At 45.5% G+C, this 18007-nt stretch carries 18 protein-coding genes; 9 read left to right on the top strand and 9 right to left on the bottom strand.

Features of this window, described 5'->3' with window-relative positions:
- Entirely contained in the window at nt 1-1149 is a 1149-nt protein-coding gene (locus QEP08_RS17160; RefSeq protein WP_285059825.1) for a DNA polymerase III subunit, read from the bottom strand.
- Nucleotides 1150-1456: 307 nt separating this feature from the next.
- On the opposite strand from QEP08_RS17160, the gene ruvX reads away from it, so the two are divergent.
- The 7 genes from ruvX to QEP08_RS17195 all read left to right on the top strand — a co-directional run bounded on the left by ruvX (nt 1457) and on the right by QEP08_RS17195 (nt 8560).
- Nucleotides 1457-1870, top strand: a complete 414-nt coding sequence (ruvX, locus tag QEP08_RS17165) for a Holliday junction resolvase RuvX (protein WP_285059826.1) — start codon at nt 1457-1459, stop codon at nt 1868-1870.
- Between the two features lie 9 nt (nt 1871-1879).
- Complete coding sequence (locus tag QEP08_RS17170; protein WP_285059827.1) at nt 1880-2515, top strand: O-methyltransferase; 636 nt, start codon at nt 1880-1882, stop codon at nt 2513-2515.
- A 6-nt stretch (nt 2516-2521) separates the two neighbouring features.
- Nucleotides 2522-3556: a glucosaminidase domain-containing protein gene (locus tag QEP08_RS17175; protein ID WP_285059828.1), complete on the top strand. Its 1035-nt coding sequence runs from the start codon at nt 2522-2524 to the stop codon at nt 3554-3556.
- Nucleotides 3557-3616: 60 nt separating this feature from the next.
- A complete protein-coding gene (locus tag QEP08_RS17180) occupies nt 3617-4369 on the top strand; it encodes a hypothetical protein (RefSeq protein ID WP_285059829.1) in 753 nt (250 codons plus the stop codon).
- Between the two features lie 64 nt (nt 4370-4433).
- Nucleotides 4434-5477 (top strand): DUF3078 domain-containing protein, encoded by a 1044-nt coding sequence (locus QEP08_RS17185; RefSeq protein WP_285059830.1) that lies wholly within the window; start codon nt 4434-4436, stop codon nt 5475-5477.
- A gap of 115 nt (nt 5478-5592) precedes the next feature.
- A complete protein-coding gene (gene ffh, locus QEP08_RS17190) occupies nt 5593-6933 on the top strand; it encodes a signal recognition particle protein (protein ID WP_285059831.1) in 1341 nt (446 codons plus the stop codon).
- 88 nt (nt 6934-7021) lie between these two features.
- On the top strand, nt 7022-8560 hold the full coding sequence (locus QEP08_RS17195) for a YifB family Mg chelatase-like AAA ATPase (protein WP_285059832.1): 1539 nt from the start codon (nt 7022-7024) through the stop codon (nt 8558-8560).
- Here the strand turns inward: QEP08_RS17195 and QEP08_RS17200 are convergent.
- The 8 genes from QEP08_RS17200 to htpG form a co-directional block, all read right to left on the bottom strand.
- Entirely contained in the window at nt 8557-8832 is a 276-nt protein-coding gene (locus QEP08_RS17200; protein ID WP_285059833.1) for a hypothetical protein, read from the bottom strand. The two genes, QEP08_RS17195 and QEP08_RS17200, sit on opposite strands and share 4 nt — an antisense overlap.
- A gap of 25 nt (nt 8833-8857) precedes the next feature.
- Nucleotides 8858-10270, bottom strand: a complete 1413-nt coding sequence (locus QEP08_RS17205) for a COG3014 family protein (RefSeq protein ID WP_285059834.1) — start codon at nt 10268-10270, stop codon at nt 8858-8860.
- Nucleotides 10257-10850: a penicillin-binding protein activator LpoB gene (locus QEP08_RS17210; protein WP_285059835.1), complete on the bottom strand. Its 594-nt coding sequence runs from the start codon at nt 10848-10850 to the stop codon at nt 10257-10259. Before QEP08_RS17210 ends, QEP08_RS17205 begins: the two co-directional genes overlap by 14 nt.
- Nucleotides 10851-10879: 29 nt before the next feature.
- Entirely contained in the window at nt 10880-11248 is a 369-nt protein-coding gene (locus tag QEP08_RS17215) for a hypothetical protein (protein ID WP_285059836.1), read from the bottom strand.
- Between the two features lie 165 nt (nt 11249-11413).
- Nucleotides 11414-12664, bottom strand: a complete 1251-nt coding sequence (locus tag QEP08_RS17220; protein ID WP_285059837.1) for a hypothetical protein — start codon at nt 12662-12664, stop codon at nt 11414-11416.
- Nucleotides 12665-12668: 4 nt separating this feature from the next.
- Nucleotides 12669-13238 carry an RNA polymerase sigma factor gene (locus QEP08_RS17225; protein WP_285059838.1) on the bottom strand — a complete coding sequence of 190 codons (570 nt, stop codon included), beginning with the start codon at nt 13236-13238 and terminating at the stop codon, nt 12669-12671.
- A 141-nt stretch (nt 13239-13379) separates the two neighbouring features.
- A complete protein-coding gene (locus QEP08_RS17230; RefSeq protein WP_285059839.1) occupies nt 13380-14087 on the bottom strand; it encodes a DUF4397 domain-containing protein in 708 nt (235 codons plus the stop codon).
- Between the two features lie 188 nt (nt 14088-14275).
- Nucleotides 14276-16165 (bottom strand): molecular chaperone HtpG, encoded by a 1890-nt coding sequence (gene htpG, locus QEP08_RS17235; protein ID WP_349019048.1) that lies wholly within the window; start codon nt 16163-16165, stop codon nt 14276-14278.
- A gap of 121 nt (nt 16166-16286) precedes the next feature.
- Between htpG and QEP08_RS17240 the strand changes: the two genes are divergently transcribed.
- The gene (locus QEP08_RS17240) at nt 16287-16742 is read left to right on the top strand and encodes a hypothetical protein (RefSeq protein WP_285059840.1); all 456 of its coding nucleotides are present in this window, start codon (nt 16287-16289) and stop codon (nt 16740-16742) included.
- A 35-nt stretch (nt 16743-16777) separates the two neighbouring features.
- Nucleotides 16778-18007, top strand: coding sequence for a M16 family metallopeptidase (locus QEP08_RS17245; protein ID WP_285059841.1), 1230 nt, complete (start codon nt 16778-16780; stop codon nt 18005-18007).

The raw sequence follows: 18007 nt of genomic DNA on the forward strand, positions 1-18007 counted from the left end.
TTAATTGTATATATGTTGAGTCCCTTTCGGGAACGTTTTAAACTTGATTATTTTTACCAGTTGTAAAGATACATCTAAAAACAGAATTTTCGGGTTCGCATTTCTTTCTACATGATAATGAGCAGTTTCCAGTTCTGAAATGATCGCTTCTGCCATGGATAGGGTCAGCACATGGGCCGATAGTTTCTTTGCCGTGTCCATCGCGCTCACCGGCAGCTTTACCAGCTCATCTGCCCCGCTGATCAGCAAAGCGCATTCCCGCAGAAAGCTGATGCCGTACCTCAAAAAATTCTTTTGGTTTTCCCTGCCCCAGCCAGCGATCTGGTCTACAAGCACGGTCATATCCAGTACCCTGTTGCCGTAGCCCATTCTCAGCCACTCGGCAAAATGGTCTGCGTTTTCATTGTGCGTAGTCACGACCAGCTGTTTGGCCTCTATCAGATTCCCGTCTGCCAGAAAGCTGTATTCCGTTGCCTGGTTTTCAGAAAGGCCCTGCGTTTCCATCAGGAAAGTCTCTATTACGGCATGGGGAAGTTTAGGTATTTTAACGATCTGTGTGCGCGACAACAGCGTAGACAGGATCTGTTCCTGGTTATTGGCCACCAGCAGGAACAAGGTATTTTGCGGCGGCTCTTCAATGATCTTGAGCAAAGAGTTCCCTTCTTTGTCCAGGTATTCGGGCAGCCACATGATCAGTACCTTGGTCTGTGCTTCAAAGGCCTTATAGCTTAGCTTTTTGATGATGTCGTGACACTCCGCAATATTGATATTTGCCTGCTTGTTCTCTGCACTCAATTTTGATCTCCAGATGTCCATGTCGAAGTACGGGTCTTCGAGCAGCATGCTCCGCCATTCGTCCAGCACGTCAACGGCTGTCTTTACATCTTTTGAAGCAAAAAAAGGATAAGAAAAATGCAGGTCAGGATGGATGTAGCGGCCGTATTTCCGGCAGGAAGAGCACTCCCCGCAGCTGTCATCAGTCTTTTTATCCAAACAATTGATATATTGCGCATAGGCAATGGCCATGGGCAGAGCCCCGCTGCCATCGCAGGAGAGGAACAGCTGGGCATGACTGACCCTGTTCTCTGCTACAGTCTGGATCAGCTGCCGTTTAATCTCGTCTTGTCCTATGATGTCTTTAAATTGCATTTGGTGCAAAGTAATAAATTTTAAGTAATATTTGCATTCCGCTGCTGTTGCCCCATCTTCCATATGATGTTACGCTGACTTTTAGATGTGTAGTACATCTGTTCATACTGAGTGCAGGCTGAGTACACATTGAATGCACGGTGAGTACGCCTTTTCTCTAGGAAAAAGGCGTACTCAGGGCGTACTCACCCCGTACTCAGGGCGTAGTCAGTGTGGACAGATGTACCAGGCAGGAAGAACTCAATTAGGTTTACTATCTTTGGAGCTTTATAACTAATCTCCGGAATTACCGGAGCCAATGTGGAATATGCCGAGAATACTAGCCTTTGACTACGGAACCAAAAGAATCGGAATTGCGGTAACAGACCCCTTTCAGATCATTGCTACCGGGCTTGATACCGTTCATCCAAAGGACATTGTCGAATATCTGAAAAAATATTTAACCGCGGAACCCGTAGAGGCTTTTGTTTTTGGAGACCCTAAACAAATGGACGGCTCTCCTTCTGAAACCGCCCAGCATGTAAAAGGTTTTGCTAAAACTTTGAGAAAGACTTTTCCGGATATTCCACAGCACTGGATCGATGAACGGTTCACTTCTAAACTGGCCCATCAGGCCATTATGCAGAGTGGACTGAAAAAACAGGAGCGGAAAAACAAGGAGCGGGTAGATACGATTTCGGCCACGATCATATTGCAATATTTTATGGAACAGCCCCGTTAGAGAGAGAACATGAGCCTGATTAATGACGACATGCAGCAGTTGCTGCTCAACTACTGTGAACCTGAAAATACCCTGCTGCAAAAAATAGACCGGGAAACCCACCTCAAGGTGCTGATGCCCCGGATGCTGTCCGGCCATTACCAGGGCCGTGTGCTCAGCTTGCTCAGCAAAATGATCAGTCCTTCCAGAATATTGGAAATCGGGACTTTTACCGGATATGCAACCTTGTGCCTGGCCGAAGGTCTCGGCGCTGACGGGCTGATCTATACGCTGGACATCAATGAGGAACTGGAAGAGCGGGTACGGGGCTATTTTGCCGAATCACAGGATGAGGAAAAGATCCGGTATATTATTGGCGATGCTACTCAAACGGTGAACACGCTCAACGAGATTTTTGATCTGGTGTTTATTGATGCGGACAAGAAAAACAACGGCACTTATTATGACCTTATTTTTGACCGGGTAAGGCCTGGCGGGCTCATTGTTGTAGACAATGTGCTCTGGAGCGGTAAAGTTCTCCACGCCAATCCGGACAAAGACACAAAAAATATTACTAATTTTAACGACAAGATAGCGGCTGACAACCGTGTAGAAAAACTCATCCTGCCGGTGCGGGATGGTTTGTTTATCATCAGAAAAAAATAATTCTTAATGAACCAAAGAAACTCCGCCCTGTTTAGTCAGATCATTGCCACCGGCTTGCTTATCGTATTTTTTTCTGCCTGCAAATCGAGGCAGTACAGCCGCAACAACAAGAAAATAGAAAAGTCGGCGACAAAATCAAATCCCGACTTTAAGTCGCGCACGACGGTTACTTACATTGAAGATTTTAAAGGGGTGGCAGTTGAGGAGATGAACAAGTACGGAATTCCGGCCAGCATTACCCTGGCACAGGGGATCATTGAGTCAGGGAGCGGCAACAGCAGCCTGGCCAGGTTTGCCAACAACCATTTTGGCATTAAGTGTACGTCTGACTGGAAGGGTAAGGGCTATTACAAGGATGACGACAAAAAGGACGATTGCTTCAGGGTGTACAAAGATGCCCGGGAGTCGTACCGGGACCATTCGGAGTTTTTAAAGCGGAAGCGGTACAGTGCTTTGTTTGAGCTGGATAAAAATGACTATAAAAACTGGGCGTTCGGTCTGAAGGCCGCTGGTTATGCAACAAACCCTAAGTACCCGGATATGCTGATCAATATCATTGATAAGTATAAACTGTACCAATATGACCAGCCGGAAACAGAGACGGAAAAGCTCAACCGGGAAGACAAGGTGTTTACGGAGATCAATGCAAATATCCCGCAGGAAAAGAAAAAGTTTACGCCGGTGGAAACGCCGCCTTCTAAGCAGGTGCTGAAAACACCGGATACGCTGAAGATCTCTGCGACGGTAGTCAATAATGACATTCCTCCGGCACCGGTATATGTGCCTTCGTCAAGGGCCGGGTCTGCTGTTAAGGCGGGAGTGACGCAGGGAGATAGCACTCCGGTCACTGCGCCCGCGACATCACCGGTATTAACTGCAACCTTACCGATGCCGGCCGATAAAACCTATACTGTACAAAAAGGGGATACGCTGTATAACATTTCCAAACGCTTTAATGTCGCTGTCGATGAAATCAAGGTTTTGAACAGTTTAAGTGATGCCGCGATTAAAATAGGGCAAAAACTGGTGCTGGCTAAATAGACGTTAAATAATGTTAACGTTTGACTGCACATATCGTTATATTGTAGTTTTGTATTTCCAATGAGATTTTACAACCTGCTGATGCTCCTTTGTTTCTGTGCTTTGCATGCTGCTGCCCAAAACGGCACGGTGCAGGGCTTTGTTGTGGACAAGGACACCAGATTGCGTCTGGCGAAGGTTTACATCTACAATGCCACCAAAGATGAGGGCATCTATAATACGCCTAAGGGTGAGTTTGCGATCAGAGCGGCCGTTGGCGATACCTTGTTTGCCGTGCTTCAGGGATATGCTGTGGATACACTTGTGCATAATGGACAAAAGTCGGTTTATTTTCAGTTGAAGTCCCTGGGCATTAACCTAAGGGAAGTTTCTATTCTTGGTAAAAAACTGACACCTCTGGAAAGGTATACTGAAGCCCAGAAGGAATATAAGTATAAGCTGGAAAAGGGTAAGGCCAAAGATCTCCTCAACCTGGGGACGAGCGGGGTTGGGCTGGGCATTGATGCCATTTACAATTTATTGAGCCGGGAGGGTAAGAATGCCCGTCATCTTCAAAAAATCCTGGAACGGGACTATAGGGAGGCTATTATTGATTACAGGTACAACCCGGATTATGTAAAAAGGGTATTGCAGATCAGTGAAACGGAAGCTGATGATTTTATGCACCAGTACCGCCCTACTTATGATTTTATTCTGAGTGCCTCGGATTATGATTTTGTGGTGTTCCTGAGAAACAGTTATGCCAGCTATAAACGCAATCCGGCAGCGTTCAGGCTGCAGCCGCTCCCCAAAATAAAGGTCGAAGAATTCTAGGGCTTTTGTAATTTGTTTAGCATTAAACTTTTAATAAGTCAGTTTTTTGTTTTTCTTTGTAGGAATGAAGAGTTTTAATATCTGCCTATTATTATCTTTTATCAGTGTATCGTCCTTGTTTGCGCAGGAGACCGATACCATTCCTATCGATACCATTCCTATTGAAACCAAAGGATTGGAAATCAAACTAAAACGCAGCCCGTTGCCTGTAAGGGTGGGTACGCTGACGTTTAAACCCATCAGAATCGCCCCGGTGGTGGTGGATGAAAAGGTGAATTACTGGAAAACAGCGACTCAAATCGGGATTGATGTAAACCAGGGTGCATTTTCAAAAAACTGGAGGGCAGGGGGTGTAAATTCACTTGCTGTTGGGGGAATGTTAAATTACAAAACGGCATACAGTAAGGAAAGTTACAGTTTTACCAGTGAGGTGAGGCTGGAATATGGTAAGGTTAAAAATAAAGATCAATTGCAAAAGAAAACCCGGGACAGGATTTTCTGGGACAATAAAGGTGGCTTACAGCTTTCAAAAAGTTGGTATTTCTTCGGATCGGTAACCTTTGAGTCGCAGTTTGACAGAGGTTATTTTTATTATAGGGACCCGAAACAGAACAATGAGGAGAAGGCGGACCTGATCTCTAAGTTCATGGCACCTGGTTATCTTACAGAATCGATTGGTTTTGAATACAAGCCTGTTCCTTATTTTTCTACACGGATCGGTACTGGTACAGCCAAGCAAACGTTCATGCTGGACACCGCGGTGATCAATCTGGCAAGAAATCCGGGCAATTTTGGTTTGAGGCCGCCTAAGGACGGCAGGCCGGCCCAGACATTCAGAAATGAGCTTGCTTTCCAGGTCACCAGTACTTTTGGCGAAAAACAGATTTTCACCAATGTCTTTTTATATGCCCGTTACAACATGTTTATTCCCTATGACAGGCCTTTAGCGCACGTAGATCACCGCTTGGATGTCACCCTGAAATCAAAGATCAACAAGTTCATGAATGTGACAATAAACGGTGTTGGCCTGTTTGACAAAGATTCTGATCCTGAAGTTCAGGCCAGTCAGAACCTTTCGCTGGGATTTGGCTTTACTTTTCCAAGATAATACAGCCGGGACGGTATTGGTTCCAAAATCGATTACACAATTATTACCCTTTGATTCCGCCAAAATTAATAACTTTGGGGTCTTATAAATATTGACCAATAAGCAGTAAAAGAAGATGTTTGAAAATTTACAGGATAAACTAGACCGTGCATTTAAAGTTTTAAAAGGACAAGGAAGCATTACTGAGATCAACGTGGCTGAAACCATGAAGGAGATCCGTAAGGCTTTGCTGGATGCCGATGTAAATTATAAGACAGCCAAGAGCTTTACGGATGATGTGAAGGAAAAGGCCCTGGGCTTGAATGTGCTTACCGCGGTTTCCCCGGGTCAGTTGCTGACCAAGGTAATGAACGATGAGCTTGCCGCGCTGATGGGTGGTGAGGTGACGGAGCTTGATCTAAAGAACAATCCTACAATTATATTGATTGCCGGTCTGAACGGTGCGGGTAAAACTACTTTTACAGGAAAGCTGGCAAATTTCCTGAAGGCTAAGGGCAAGAAACCTTTGCTGGTTGCAGGTGACATTTACCGTCCGGCAGCGATTGACCAGCTAGAAGTCCTGGCTGAACAGATCGGTGTCCCGGTATATGCCAACAGGGATTCTAAAGATCCGGTGGACATTGCGATGGAAGGTATCGCCCAAGGTAAAAAAGACAACAACAATGTCATCATTATAGATACTGCCGGCCGTCTGGCGATCGATGAGCAGATGATGGACGAGATCGCTGCGGTAAAGGCAAGCACCAAACCGCATGAGATCCTCTTTGTCGTGGATGCCATGACCGGACAGGATGCTGTGAATACGGCAAAAGCTTTTAATGACAGGCTGGACTTTACCGGTGTGGTGCTGACCAAACTGGACGGTGATACACGCGGTGGTGCTGCGCTTTCTATTAAATCTGTGGTCAACAAACCGATCAAATTCATCGGTACCGGCGAAAAGATGGAGGCCCTGGATGTGTTCTATCCGGAAAGGATGGCTTCACGTATTTTGGGCATGGGTGATGTCGTTTCTTTGGTGGAACGTGCGCAGCAGCAGTTTGATGAGAAAGAGGCCGCTGAGCTTCAAAAGAAGATCCGCAAGAATAAGTTTGATTTCAACGATTTTTACAACCAGATCCAGCAGATCAAGAAAATGGGTAATATGAAAGACCTGATGGGCATGATCCCTGGTGTTGGAAAAATGATGAAGAATGTGGAGATCGAGGATGATGCTTTCAAAGGTATTGAGGCGATCATTCAGTCCATGACTCCTTTTGAAAAGGAAAATCCGGACAGCATTGTCCAAAGCAGAAAAATAAGGATCTCTAAAGGCTCGGGTACTTCTATCGAAGAGGTGAGCAAGCTGATCAAGCAGTTTGAAGACATGCGTAAGGTCATGAAGCAGTTCTCTAATCCTGCGGCAGCAGCTAAGATGATGAAAAACATGCCGAAAATGCCTCAGGGCAGGATGTAATCTTTATTGTTAAAAATAAATTTCTTTTTGTTTACCGCTGGTCGTTTGAAGTGGTATAGTTTAGGCAAATTAATTTTTGTTGGAAATTATGCTGGTAAAAACTTATGGCAGCGCCGTTTTTGGTGTGAATGCACTGACCATTACCCTGGAGGTGAGTATAGGTGGCGGGAACAGGTACCACATTGTTGGCCTGCCCGACAATGCGATTAAAGAAAGTCTGCGAAGGATAGAAAGCGCGATTCAGTCTGCGGGGCTGAAAATGCCGAGGCAAAAGATCGTGATCAACCTGGCTCCTGCTGACATCAGGAAAGAGGGCTCTGCTTATGACCTGCCTATTGCGATCGCAATTCTGGCTGCATCAGAGCAACTGGAAACCGCGGAGATCGGGAATTATTTCATTATGGGTGAACTTTCGCTGGATGGGGGCTTGCAGCCGGTTAAAGGTGCGCTGCCGATTTCTATTCAGGCCAAGAACGCCGGATTTAAAGGTTTTATATTGCCTAAGGACAATTCCCGTGAGGCGGCCATTGTGAGTGATCTGATGGTATATGGCATGAGCAACCTGATGGAGGTCGTCGATTTTTTTAACGGCACATCACAGCCGGCGCCTGTGGTCGTCAATACCAGGGACGAGTTTAATAGTCATGTAAACAGCTATCCGCATGATTTTTCAGATGTGAAAGGCCAGGAAAATATCAAAAGAGCTCTGGAGATTGCCGCTGCCGGAGGTCATAACCTGATCCTGATTGGCCCGCCTGGTGCGGGCAAGACGATGCTGGCGAAACGGCTGCCAACGATATTGCCGCCTTTAAATCTTCATGAGGCTTTGGAAACGACCAAGATCCATTCTGTGGCGGGAAAGCTGGGAGCGGCTGATGCTTTGATGACGGAAAGGCCATACCGCAGTCCTCACCATACCATTTCAGACATCGCCCTGGTGGGCGGCGGCGCAAATCCACAGCCGGGTGAGATTTCACTGGCCCATAATGGTGTACTTTTTCTGGATGAGCTCCCTGAATTCAAGCGCAGTGTGCTGGAGGTGATGCGCCAGCCGCTGGAAGAGAGGAATGTGATCATTTCACGTGCGAAGATCTGTGTGGAGTATCCGGCGAGTTTTATGCTGATCGCGTCTATGAACCCCTGCCCCTGCGGCTTTTTCAATCACCCGGAAAAGGAGTGTATTTGCGGGCCGGGCGTGGTGCAGAAGTATTTGAGCAAGATCTCCGGACCGCTGCTGGACCGGATTGACCTGCATGTGGAGGTGACGCCGGTTAATTTTACCGAGCTTACTTCGGCTCTGGAAGCGGAGAAGAGTGCGGACATCAGGGATCGGGTGATCAGGGCAAGAGCAGTTCAGGACCTGAGGTTTGAGGCCAGCAATGCGGTACATTACAATGCACAGATGAGTCCTAATATGGTGAGGAACATTTGCAAGATCAGCGACGCCGGCCAGGTGCTGATCAAAAAGGCCATGGAAAAACTGGGCTTATCGGCCAGGGCATATGACCGCATATTGAAGGTATCCAGGACTATTGCGGATCTGGCCGGGAGTGAGGTAATTGCGCTGGAGCATCTGGCGGAGGCGATACATTACCGCAGCCTTGACCGGGAGAGCTGGGCGGGTTAATCCTTGTCGTTTTCGCTGAAACCGGGGTCCTCATCTTCGTCTTCCTCTTCGGGAACGTAGGCAAGAATCGCCTGTCCAATGGCGTTGATCTCTTCATTGGGTTCAAATAAGGGAGTCGCGGTTTCGGGATCAAGTTTGAGCCATTGAAGGTCCGTGTCTTTTTGAATGTGTGCGAACTCTTTACCGTCCTTATAGATGACGTAGACGTCGTTTCCTTCCGGAAACACGGCGTAATCGATATGCGCTACCTGGATGTCGAATGGTTCTTGCATGTGTCTTTATATTTCTTTAAAGCGCTTAGCGCAGGGTTGAATAATTATAAAACTGGAGTTTGCCGGTGCCCCTGGCCTGGATCTTTACGGAGTCAGTGCCATTTGCCCCCTTTAGTGCCAGGTTGAGGTTGTTGATGCCTTTTTGCAGCGGGATCCTGGCGTAGCTGATCTGGCCGGGCAGGGTTTGCCAGTTGCGCGTGTCTGCCTTCTCAGATAACAGGCTATACAGCTGTACCCCAAAACCGAGCCCTTCCAGCAGCGCATTGTCCTTGCCGTTCTTTCCGCTTTTTTTAGCGCTTGCCTTTATCGCGTACTCGGCTGCCTTCTTTACCGCAAGACGTGTGAGGATTTTGCCCATTTCTTTGGCAAACCGCTGATCCAGTGTTTTAAAGGCCAGTTCGTTGATGTCTTCAGTTTTTTCAAGTGTGGCTTCGGTCTGCCCGTTGCTGACAGTGGCGCTGCTGTAGTGCTGGGGGCGGGCAACATATTTTGGGTAAGTGGCTCTTAAACTCTCGACCGAGTTCAGGTCAATGTCATTATTGCCGTAGCTCGTGTTGTAAGGGATAAAGATGGTTCCTGTTGCATTTGTGAAGACGAGACTGCCATCGTTGCTTCTGATCAGGGAAAAGAAAAATTCCTGCTGCTGTTTGACAGGTGCCAGCCCGTTCTCCCAAAAAACGATCATCTCCCCGCCTTCTGACAGCGGTTTGGCCTGGTATTTAAATCCGAACAATTCTTCGAAACGCGCAAGTTCCGATTTAAAGCCATTGAGATCGGCTGTTCTCAGCACGTCCTCCTGAAGTGTTTTGGGCATGGTGGTCCCATACCAGGTTTTGTCTTTACTGTTCAGGTATACTTCGGCTGCATTGCGGTAGGCAATAAATGCATTATTTACATCTCCGTCACTTTCGTAGATCAGACCCTGCAGCATCAGTGAAAATGCGTCTTTGGAGTATCTGTTGCTTTTGTTGTTAAACTTATCGTCCTGTTCCTGTGATTGCAGGCTGATGCGCCGGGCTTCTACTACTGCGTCTTCTTTTTTTCCCAGATGGAGGTAGTTCAGCGCTTTGTAGTAATGGATCATGAATTTCTCAAAATCTTCGCCTTTGTAGGTTTGTGTCATGGGGTTTACCAGCGTCCCTACTATCGCATCAGCAGTTCCGTCAAGTCCACTTTCCAGCAGTGAATCTGCCTGGTTAAAGTAGGTATTGCTGTCTTCAAATGCCCCCATCAGCTGACAGGTCCGTCCTTTCTCCATCAGGTAAAGCAGTTGGTTCCTGGGCCTTTGCAGCAGTTTGTTCTTGTTCAGCTCTGTATTGGCCTGCAGGTAATTTCCTTCGGAGATCTGCTTGTAATAGCCCGCTATCTTTTCATTGTAAGACGCGCAGCCGCACAGAAAAAATACCAGGCAGAGAAGACCTCTGCTAGTTTTTAACATATTTAGTGATCTTTTTATCACCGATCCATACCACTTCATTGGTTTGAATGTCTGTCAGTTCGAGATTCACCTGATAGTATACCACTTTTTGTTTCTTATGTGCGTCTACAATGGAGTTGATAGAGCCCTGCAGGATATAGTCGGCTCCATTTTCCAGACCAAACTTCTTCATGGTAGATACTGAAGCGTTGTCCTGCTGATCTGCTTTTTCTGCACGCAGTTCTTCTCTTTTTTTGCCGCCCTGTACCAGCCGAACGCGCTCGCTGGAAATAAAGGTTTGCTCGACATCTTTTACGAAAGTCTCGGCATCGATGTGCTCATGGCTTTTGTTTTGCACCAGTCCGACCACTACGACCGGTCTTTTCCCTTTTTTTTCTTCCAGATGCGTGGAGATCCATTTGCCGGCCAGGATGCTCTGGGTCATCTCCTGGGCTACGAGCCTGGAGTCTGTGTTGTTCCAGTTACCGCTGATGTCAACGGTGTCGTTGGTATTGATCCTGGTTACTTGTCTTGAACATGAGGAAATCAATATTCCGGAAACTGCAAGGGCAGTAAGGGCTATTATTTTTTTGAATTGCATTTTATGATAAGTTTTCTTGAAATTTCGTATTACCAGCCAAGCCAAAGGTTGCTGTGCCTCCAGCTGCGCCGGCCCCAGGTATGGTAACCAAGGCCGCCATAGCCCCAATTGTTATATGCCGGGTAATAATTCACTGAAGGGTATAGCCATGAGTTCTGATAGTTCTGCTCCCTGCGGAGTTTTCTCCGTTCTTCCCGTGCCTCGTACCAGTCATATGCTTTATAGGTGTTCTGCAGCGTGGTCCCTTGTGTACTGGTTAAAGAGTCTGCTGCATTCATATATTTTGCCCGGCTGCTTTCGTATCGCGGGTTCTGATCGGGAGCCAGGCTGGCCTGCTGTCCCCGGCTTGTCAGGGTAAAAACCGTCACGGCTGTCAGAACTGTGATTATCAATTTCATTTTCATAAGTATAAAATTTATTTTCTTCGTTATGAATGTTGAACTAAAGGCAAAATTACTAAACTTTTTTTCTGATTGCTGCATTGGAATACAATCACAGTGTCAATAATCGAGTTAAAAAGTGTTAAAGTAAAGACAGGAAAAACAGGAAAAGGTTACACCAGATTAAAAATCAAACTTCAGACGGACACCTGTTCCCATCAGGCGAAGGTTCTCTTTAGAAACTTCTTTCATAGGGATCTTCATAAAAGGCTCGACGGACACGGATTTGGATTTGGAGATCTTTTGTTTATAGCCAAAAGAGAAGTTATAGAACCCCAGGTATTTGTCATTGCTCACTTCCGCTTCAGGGGCTTTTTCCGTCGTCTTTTCTGTAACCATAAACGTGGTAAAACTGTCTTTACTGCCGGCAGCAAATGATGCTTCCCGCTCTACAAGTTTTTGCTCTACATAGCTATTGTTCTGCTGGTGCCTGATCACGGCAAAGGCCGAGACACCAACGTTTGCATAAAGTTTTTTGCTAAAATGATATTTTACTTCAAAAGGGATATCGATACCGGAGATTTTCGCCTCTACAGACTCCAGGTCTTTTGTGGGACGGGCAATGGTGTTGTAGCCGGACGGACTGCTCATCATCTCTGCCGGGGAGGAAACATCTCTGGATGCGGCAAGTTCATTGTACGAGATTCCTGATCCCAGAGAGATCTTATCTGATACGGCGTAATCCATGCTGACTCCGTAACCCATGTTCAGTCGCCTGGTGTTGCCAAATGAGGGCGCGACAAGGACCCCCATTTCCCATTTGTTCTCTTTTACAGTTGCGATGGCCAGTGGTTTGCTTTCTTTGCCGGCAATGCTTTCGTTGTTGAGGAATTCCTGGAAAGAGTATGCCTTTTTTTCCGGGGTTTCTTTTGCTGACGGGGCCACGGACTTATTAGCAGCCACAGGGTCGGCAGCTACAGGATTGGATTTAACAGGCTCAGCCGCTACAGAAGAGATTGCTTCAATCTTTGCGGCAACCCCGATGCGGGCTGCGGGCTGCTGAACCGGGACTTTCGTGTTTTCTGATACGACAGCCGCCTCTGCCTGCGGGGAGCGGGAAACCGGCGCTGTCTCATCTGGAGTTTCCGCCGGTGTTATTGTTTTCTCAGGTTTCGGGCCATTGTATCTATAAGGACTGGTCTTTGCAATCTGCACAGCTGGCTTGTCTGATTTTTTGAGGATAAAGAAATACAAGCCGGTTGCAATGAATAAAATTGCCGCGGCGCTGCCTAAAGGAGCCAGCCAAAAGATCAGGGGTCTCTTTTTTTCATCCTGAGCTTTAAATTTCTCCCATGCGCCCGGAACATAGGATTCCTCATGGCCCATCAAACTGTCCTTGATATGAGCGATCAGCTCATTTTCTGATGGGTCCATTTGTTTAGCTGGCTGCATATGAGTTAATTGATGTCTTTGAATACAATTCTCTTAGTTTACTTTTTGCCCTGGTCAGGTAAACCCTGCTGGAGCTTTCAGGAATGTTCAGCATTTTTGATATCTCATCGTGAGAGAATCCCTCTATTTCGTACATGTTAAAAATGAGTCTGTGTGTTTCAGGGAGGGCGTTCAGTAATTTTAAAATGTCCTGCACATTTAATTTTGACAGGGCGCTGACCTGTGTGAGCGGCTGCTGCTCATCTGCAATGTCATCGACATAAAGATGAGTCTTTTTTGTTCTTAAAAAATCTATTGCGGTACGGGACGATATTCTTGCGATCCAGCCTTTGAAAGCTTTTTGCAGTTCGCCGTTTTCTTTTGGAAAGCTAAACTGCCCAATGCTCTTAAAAATTTTTATAAATGTATCATTTACGAGCTCTTCAGCATCATTTCTATCGTTTACATAACGCAAAACAACACCCATAAGATATCCATAAAATGATTTGTAGATCATTTCCTTGCTTTTGTTTTTATTTTTTAAACACCCTTCTATAGCGTCTTCAAGACCGAGCATTCTTTATGATGTCTGTTAAGCATTGATTTGATGATTTTTTAAACAATAACGCAAAGACGAGCTTCATTATTCTTTAAACGGCTTGCCCGAAAATAAGAGTTTTCGTACGGGCATTTTTTCCGGGCAGCCGTTTTATTCTTTTTATTTGTGTACAAAGACTTCAACACCGAGCTTGGTGTTATCGGTCGCTGCTACCAGACCTTTTACCCAAACTGTGTAGATCTTGTTTGCCTCGATTTTCACGTCGGCAATGCTGGCTGCAATTGCTCCGCCGTCTTTGTTCTTAACGTTAAAAGTAACTTTTTCGGCCGGATCAATGTCAACAAAGTCGGTATATCCTTTGAAAGATTTGTCGGTGAAAAGGTCTGTATCTTTTCCTGCTATTGCTAAATTAAGGGCCGGTGCATCCGGACTAAGGTGAACAAAACGAACCCTTGCTTTGCCCGTTGCAGGTGCAGTAAGGTCGTCTTTGATCAGCAGAAATTTTATCGTTTCAAACTTATCGTAAGCGAACAGCGAATATCCTTTTTGCGGCTCCAAAAGGAAATCTCCTGTCAAAAGGGCTGTTGAGGTTCCCTTTTTGGCAATGAGCAGCCTCCTGGTTCCAGAATAGAGGTTTAAATAATCGATCTTATCGGTATAGCCAAAGTCTTCATTATTTGCCTTAACGTTTTCTACATAGAAGTCGAGTTTTTCATTGGTAGGCGAAGCATGGATCACGCTTAGCCCCGAAATTTGAGGCGGGGTGAAGTCATCATCGTCTTTGGAACAGGCCGCCAGCGTAACAGACAGCGTCGCCAGGGCGATAAAAGTTCTGGATATGTTTTTAAGATTTGTCAAGATGTTCATGATTATAATTTTAAAGAATACGATTGAGTAGTGGCCACTAACTCTTTTTTCTCAAAACGAGGGAAACTGTCAAAACGCTACAGCAGGGATAATAATTTCTTATGCTATTCAAAAAAAAACTCCCCGGAGCGCCTGGCCCTGGGGAGTTCTGGTGTAACTGCCGGTATTTTAAACCTATACTGCGTATGTTAAATCAGTTCAACGCTTCTGCTTACAAATGCCGTAAGTTCCGCGCCGGTAAGCATTCCCTGAGCTAATAAGGCAAGGTCTACTGCTTGTTTGGCAAGCACGGATTTGGTCTCTTCGTTCTCAGCGGAAAGGATTTTGCTGATAAGCTTGTGATTGCCATTGATGGCAACTTTATAACTGTCGGGCATATTGCCATAAAAACCCATGCCGCCGCCCATAGCTGCCATGTCTTTCATCCGACGCATGAATTCGTCCATAGTCACGGTAACGGGCAGCTCTTCCGGATGTAGTCCGACGATTTCAACGGTATATCCCGGTTTTGTAATGGCCTTTTCGAATACTTCTTTAACCAGTTTAGACTGATCTTCTGTTAATACAGATTCGACCTGGTCTTCTTTGTCGATCAGCTTGCTGGCTACACTTGAGTCTACGCGTTTCAATGCGGTTTTTTCTAATTTTTGCTCCAAATGGCTTACAAAGTGATTGTCAATAGGGGAATCCATCAGCAATACATCATAGTCCTTTTTACCGGCTGACTGGATAAAGCTATCCTGCTTTGCAGGGTCATTTGCATAGATATATACGACCTGCCCGTTCTTGTCGGTTTGTATATCCCTAACTTTCTCCCGGTATTCGTCCAGGGTATAGTGTTCTTTTTTTGTATTGGTGAGCAGGGCAAAATCTTTGGCTTTGTCATTAAATTTCTCTTCGCTCACCATTCCGTATTTGACGAACAGGCCAATGTCGCCCCACTTCTCTTCATAAGCCTTACGGTCCTTGTTAAAGAGTTCCTGAAGTTTATCTGCCACTTTCTTGGTGATGTAGCTGTTTATTTTTTTGACGCTGCTGTCTGCCTGCAGGAAGCTTCTGGAAACATTCAGGGGAATATCCGGTGAATCTATTACGCCATGAAGCAACATCAGGAATTCTGGCACGATGTCCTTTACCTCATCAGTAATAAATACCTGGCGTGAGAATAATTTGATTTTGTTGCGCTGCATGTCGAAATCATTCTTCACTTTAGGAAAGTACAGTACTCCGGTAAGGTTGAACGGGTAATCAACATTGAGGTGAATCCAAAAAAGCGGGTCTTCTGAGAAAGGATACAGTTGCTTGTAAAAAGAAAGGTAATCTTCGTCTGACAAATCTGCAGGTGCTTTTGTCCAGATTGGATTGGTGGTATTGATGATATTGTCTGATTCAACACTTTTATATTTTGGTTTGCCTTCTTCGTCTTCGCCATCCGGTTCCTGTTCTGTTTTGGTTCCAAATTTAATCGGCACAGGCAGGAACTTTCCATATTTATCAAGGATTCCTTCCAGCTTATGTTTTTCCAGGAATTCTTCTGACTCTGCATTGATGTGCAGAATGATGTCTGTTCCGCGTATTGTCCTGCTGCCTGCGGTGATCTCGAATGTTGTGCTGCCATCGCACACCCATCGCGCAGCCTCTGATCCTTCCTGATAAGACAGGGTCTGGATTTCTACCAGATCGGCAACCATAAAGGCGGAATAGAAGCCCAGACCGAATTTACCGATGATCTCATTGGCATCTTTGGCGTCTTTAAACTTCTCTACAAATTCGCTGGCGCCAGAGAAGGCCACCTGGTTGATGTATTTTTTGATCTCTTCAGCAGTCATCCCAAGGCCGTTGTCGGAAATGGTAATGGTCTTGTTGTCTTTATCAACTGCCACCTCGACCAGCGGCTCGCCAAGCTCGCCGCTATACTGGCCGAGTGCTGCCAGGCGTTTGATTTTTTGTACCGCATCAACGGCATTTGATACAAGTTCTCTTAAAAAGATCTCGTTGTCTGAATACAGGAATTTCTTGATGATCGGGAAAATGTTCTCCGTGTGAATGGATATGGTTCCTTTTTCTTCTATGCTCATATGTTAACTCATTTTTAAGTACATAGCACCCCTATCAATGCTTATTCCAAACTGGCTTTGTTGTCAAATTGACAGCTTTTTAAAAAGAAATATTTATATTGGAGTTTTCTAACTCACAGAGATGAACGCATCTAAATTAAAAATCATGCAGGTAATCCATATTGCATTTTGCGCTGCTATAACCGGATTCGCTATAGTTGCCCTGATTATGCGCAAGGAACGGATACACCTTGACCTGTCGCTTGACAATAATGATCCATATTTTCCGCTGTTCCCCGTTCTTGCTGTAATATCAGTGGCTGTGGGCTTTTACATGTTCAACAAACAGATCAGATCAATGGATCCTATGCTGGGTGGTGATGATAAAATTGCCGCTTATCAGACTGCATTTATCTTACGCTGTGCATTTATAGAAGCCCCGGCTTTATTAAATGTAGTCGGCTTTTTAATTTACGGGAATATGGTCTATCTTATTGTTGCTGCTGCGGTTTTAGTTGTATTTATACTTACCAGGCCTACTAAGCAGCATGTAATCGATACTACGGGACTCCAGTTTCCGGATACTGAAAAATTATAATGCGGTGATATATTTCTGCGTACCTTTGCCGCTGAATGGAATATAATGTTCATACTTTGCCTAATGGCATACGCCTGCTTCAGGTGCCTTCTGCTTCAGCGATCTCTCATGCCTGTATCATCATCAACAGCGGCTCAAGAGATGAAAGCGAAGAAAAAGCCGGGCTGGCACACTTCATCGAGCACCTGATCTTTAAGCGTACGAAAAAAAGAAATACCAATCAGATCCTCAACAGACTTGAAAGTGTCGGGGCTGACCTGAACGCGTATACGACGAAAGAATACACTTGTATTCATGCTTCGTTTCTAAATCCTTACCTGGACAGGACACTGGAGCTTTTTAATGACATCGTGTTTCATTCTACCTTTCCTGAAGATGAAATGGAAAAAGAGAAGGGTGTAATCCTCGACGAAATCGCCTCTTACCTGGACCAGCCTGAGGAGGCCATTTATGACGATTTTGAAGACCTGGTTTTTGCGGGGCATTCGCTGGGACGTAATATTTTAGGCAGTATAGAGAGTGTAAGCAGGCTCACTCAAAAAGACATTCATCAGTTTATTAAGAACAATTACCATACGGACCGCATCGTTATAGCCGTGCTGGGTAACTATTCTCTGAACAAAGTAATAAAAACGGGTTCAAAATATTATTCAGAGATTCAGGCCAATCCATATACTGTGACGAGGGCTGCCCCTGGAAAAGCGGCCGTGGTAAATGAGGTCCTGAATAAACCCATTCAGCAGGCGCATGCGGTACTCGGAACCCAGGCTTATTCACTCCATCATCCTTATAAGACGGGGTTGCTATTGTTAAATAATTTGCTTGGGGGCACGGGTATGAGTTCTATATTGAATCTTCAGATCCGGGAAAAATACGGAATAGCCTATACCATCGAAACCGGGTACAGTCCCTTGAGCGATACCGGTATTTTTACACTTTATTTTGGCACAGACAAAGAAAAACTGGATAAGGCCTGGGCTCTGATCTTTAAAGAGTTTAAGAAAATTAAGGACAAACCCTTTACTGAGGCCCAGCTGCAAAAGGCTAAAAATAAATTTATCGGTCAAATAGCCCTGGGTGAGGAAAACCGGATCGGTCTGATTATATCGATGGCCAAGAGTCTGATCGACTATGATAAAATTGACGACCTGCAAACCGTTTTCAGTAAAATCCAGGCTGTTAATGCCGGGGATTTGGTCAATATTGCTAACGAAATACTGGATCCGGGCAATCTTACTGCCCTAACTTTTTATCCTATAGGGTAA

This window comes from Pedobacter ginsengisoli (assembly GCF_030244015.1).
GTDB lineage: Bacteria > Bacteroidota > Bacteroidia > Sphingobacteriales > Sphingobacteriaceae > Pedobacter > Pedobacter ginsengisoli.

Bases quoted from the DNA above. Each gene is read 5' to 3' on its own strand.
- QEP08_RS17225 (WP_285059838.1), bottom strand. From the start codon at position 13,238: ATGCTCGGTCTTGAAGACGCTATAGAAGGGTGTTTAAAAAATAAAAAC.
- QEP08_RS17170 (WP_285059827.1), top strand. From the start codon at position 1,880: ATGAGCCTGATTAATGACGACATGCAGCAGTTGCTGCTCAACTACTGT.
- QEP08_RS17160 (WP_285059825.1), bottom strand. From the start codon at position 1,149: ATGCAATTTAAAGACATCATAGGACAAGACGAGATTAAACGGCAGCTG.
- QEP08_RS17185 (WP_285059830.1), top strand. From the start codon at position 4,434: ATGAAGAGTTTTAATATCTGCCTATTATTATCTTTTATCAGTGTATCG.
- QEP08_RS17175 (WP_285059828.1), top strand. From the start codon at position 2,522: ATGAACCAAAGAAACTCCGCCCTGTTTAGTCAGATCATTGCCACCGGC.
- QEP08_RS17200 (WP_285059833.1), bottom strand. From the start codon at position 8,832: ATGCAAGAACCATTCGACATCCAGGTAGCGCATATCGATTACGCCGTG.
- QEP08_RS17215 (WP_285059836.1), bottom strand. From the start codon at position 11,248: ATGAAATTGATAATCACAGTTCTGACAGCCGTGACGGTTTTTACCCTG.
- QEP08_RS17240 (WP_285059840.1), top strand. From the start codon at position 16,287: ATGAACGCATCTAAATTAAAAATCATGCAGGTAATCCATATTGCATTT.
- QEP08_RS17205 (WP_285059834.1), bottom strand. From the start codon at position 10,270: ATGTTAAAAACTAGCAGAGGTCTTCTCTGCCTGGTATTTTTTCTGTGC.
- htpG (WP_349019048.1), bottom strand. From the start codon at position 16,165: ATGAGCATAGAAGAAAAAGGAACCATATCCATTCACACGGAGAACATT.
- QEP08_RS17195 (WP_285059832.1), top strand. From the start codon at position 7,022: ATGCTGGTAAAAACTTATGGCAGCGCCGTTTTTGGTGTGAATGCACTG.
- ruvX (WP_285059826.1), top strand. From the start codon at position 1,457: ATGCCGAGAATACTAGCCTTTGACTACGGAACCAAAAGAATCGGAATT.
- QEP08_RS17230 (WP_285059839.1), bottom strand. From the start codon at position 14,087: ATGAACATCTTGACAAATCTTAAAAACATATCCAGAACTTTTATCGCC.
- QEP08_RS17210 (WP_285059835.1), bottom strand. From the start codon at position 10,850: ATGCAATTCAAAAAAATAATAGCCCTTACTGCCCTTGCAGTTTCCGGA.
- QEP08_RS17180 (WP_285059829.1), top strand. From the start codon at position 3,617: ATGAGATTTTACAACCTGCTGATGCTCCTTTGTTTCTGTGCTTTGCAT.
- QEP08_RS17220 (WP_285059837.1), bottom strand. From the start codon at position 12,664: ATGGACCCATCAGAAAATGAGCTGATCGCTCATATCAAGGACAGTTTG.
- ffh (WP_285059831.1), top strand. From the start codon at position 5,593: ATGTTTGAAAATTTACAGGATAAACTAGACCGTGCATTTAAAGTTTTA.
- QEP08_RS17245 (WP_285059841.1), top strand. From the start codon at position 16,778: ATGGAATATAATGTTCATACTTTGCCTAATGGCATACGCCTGCTTCAG.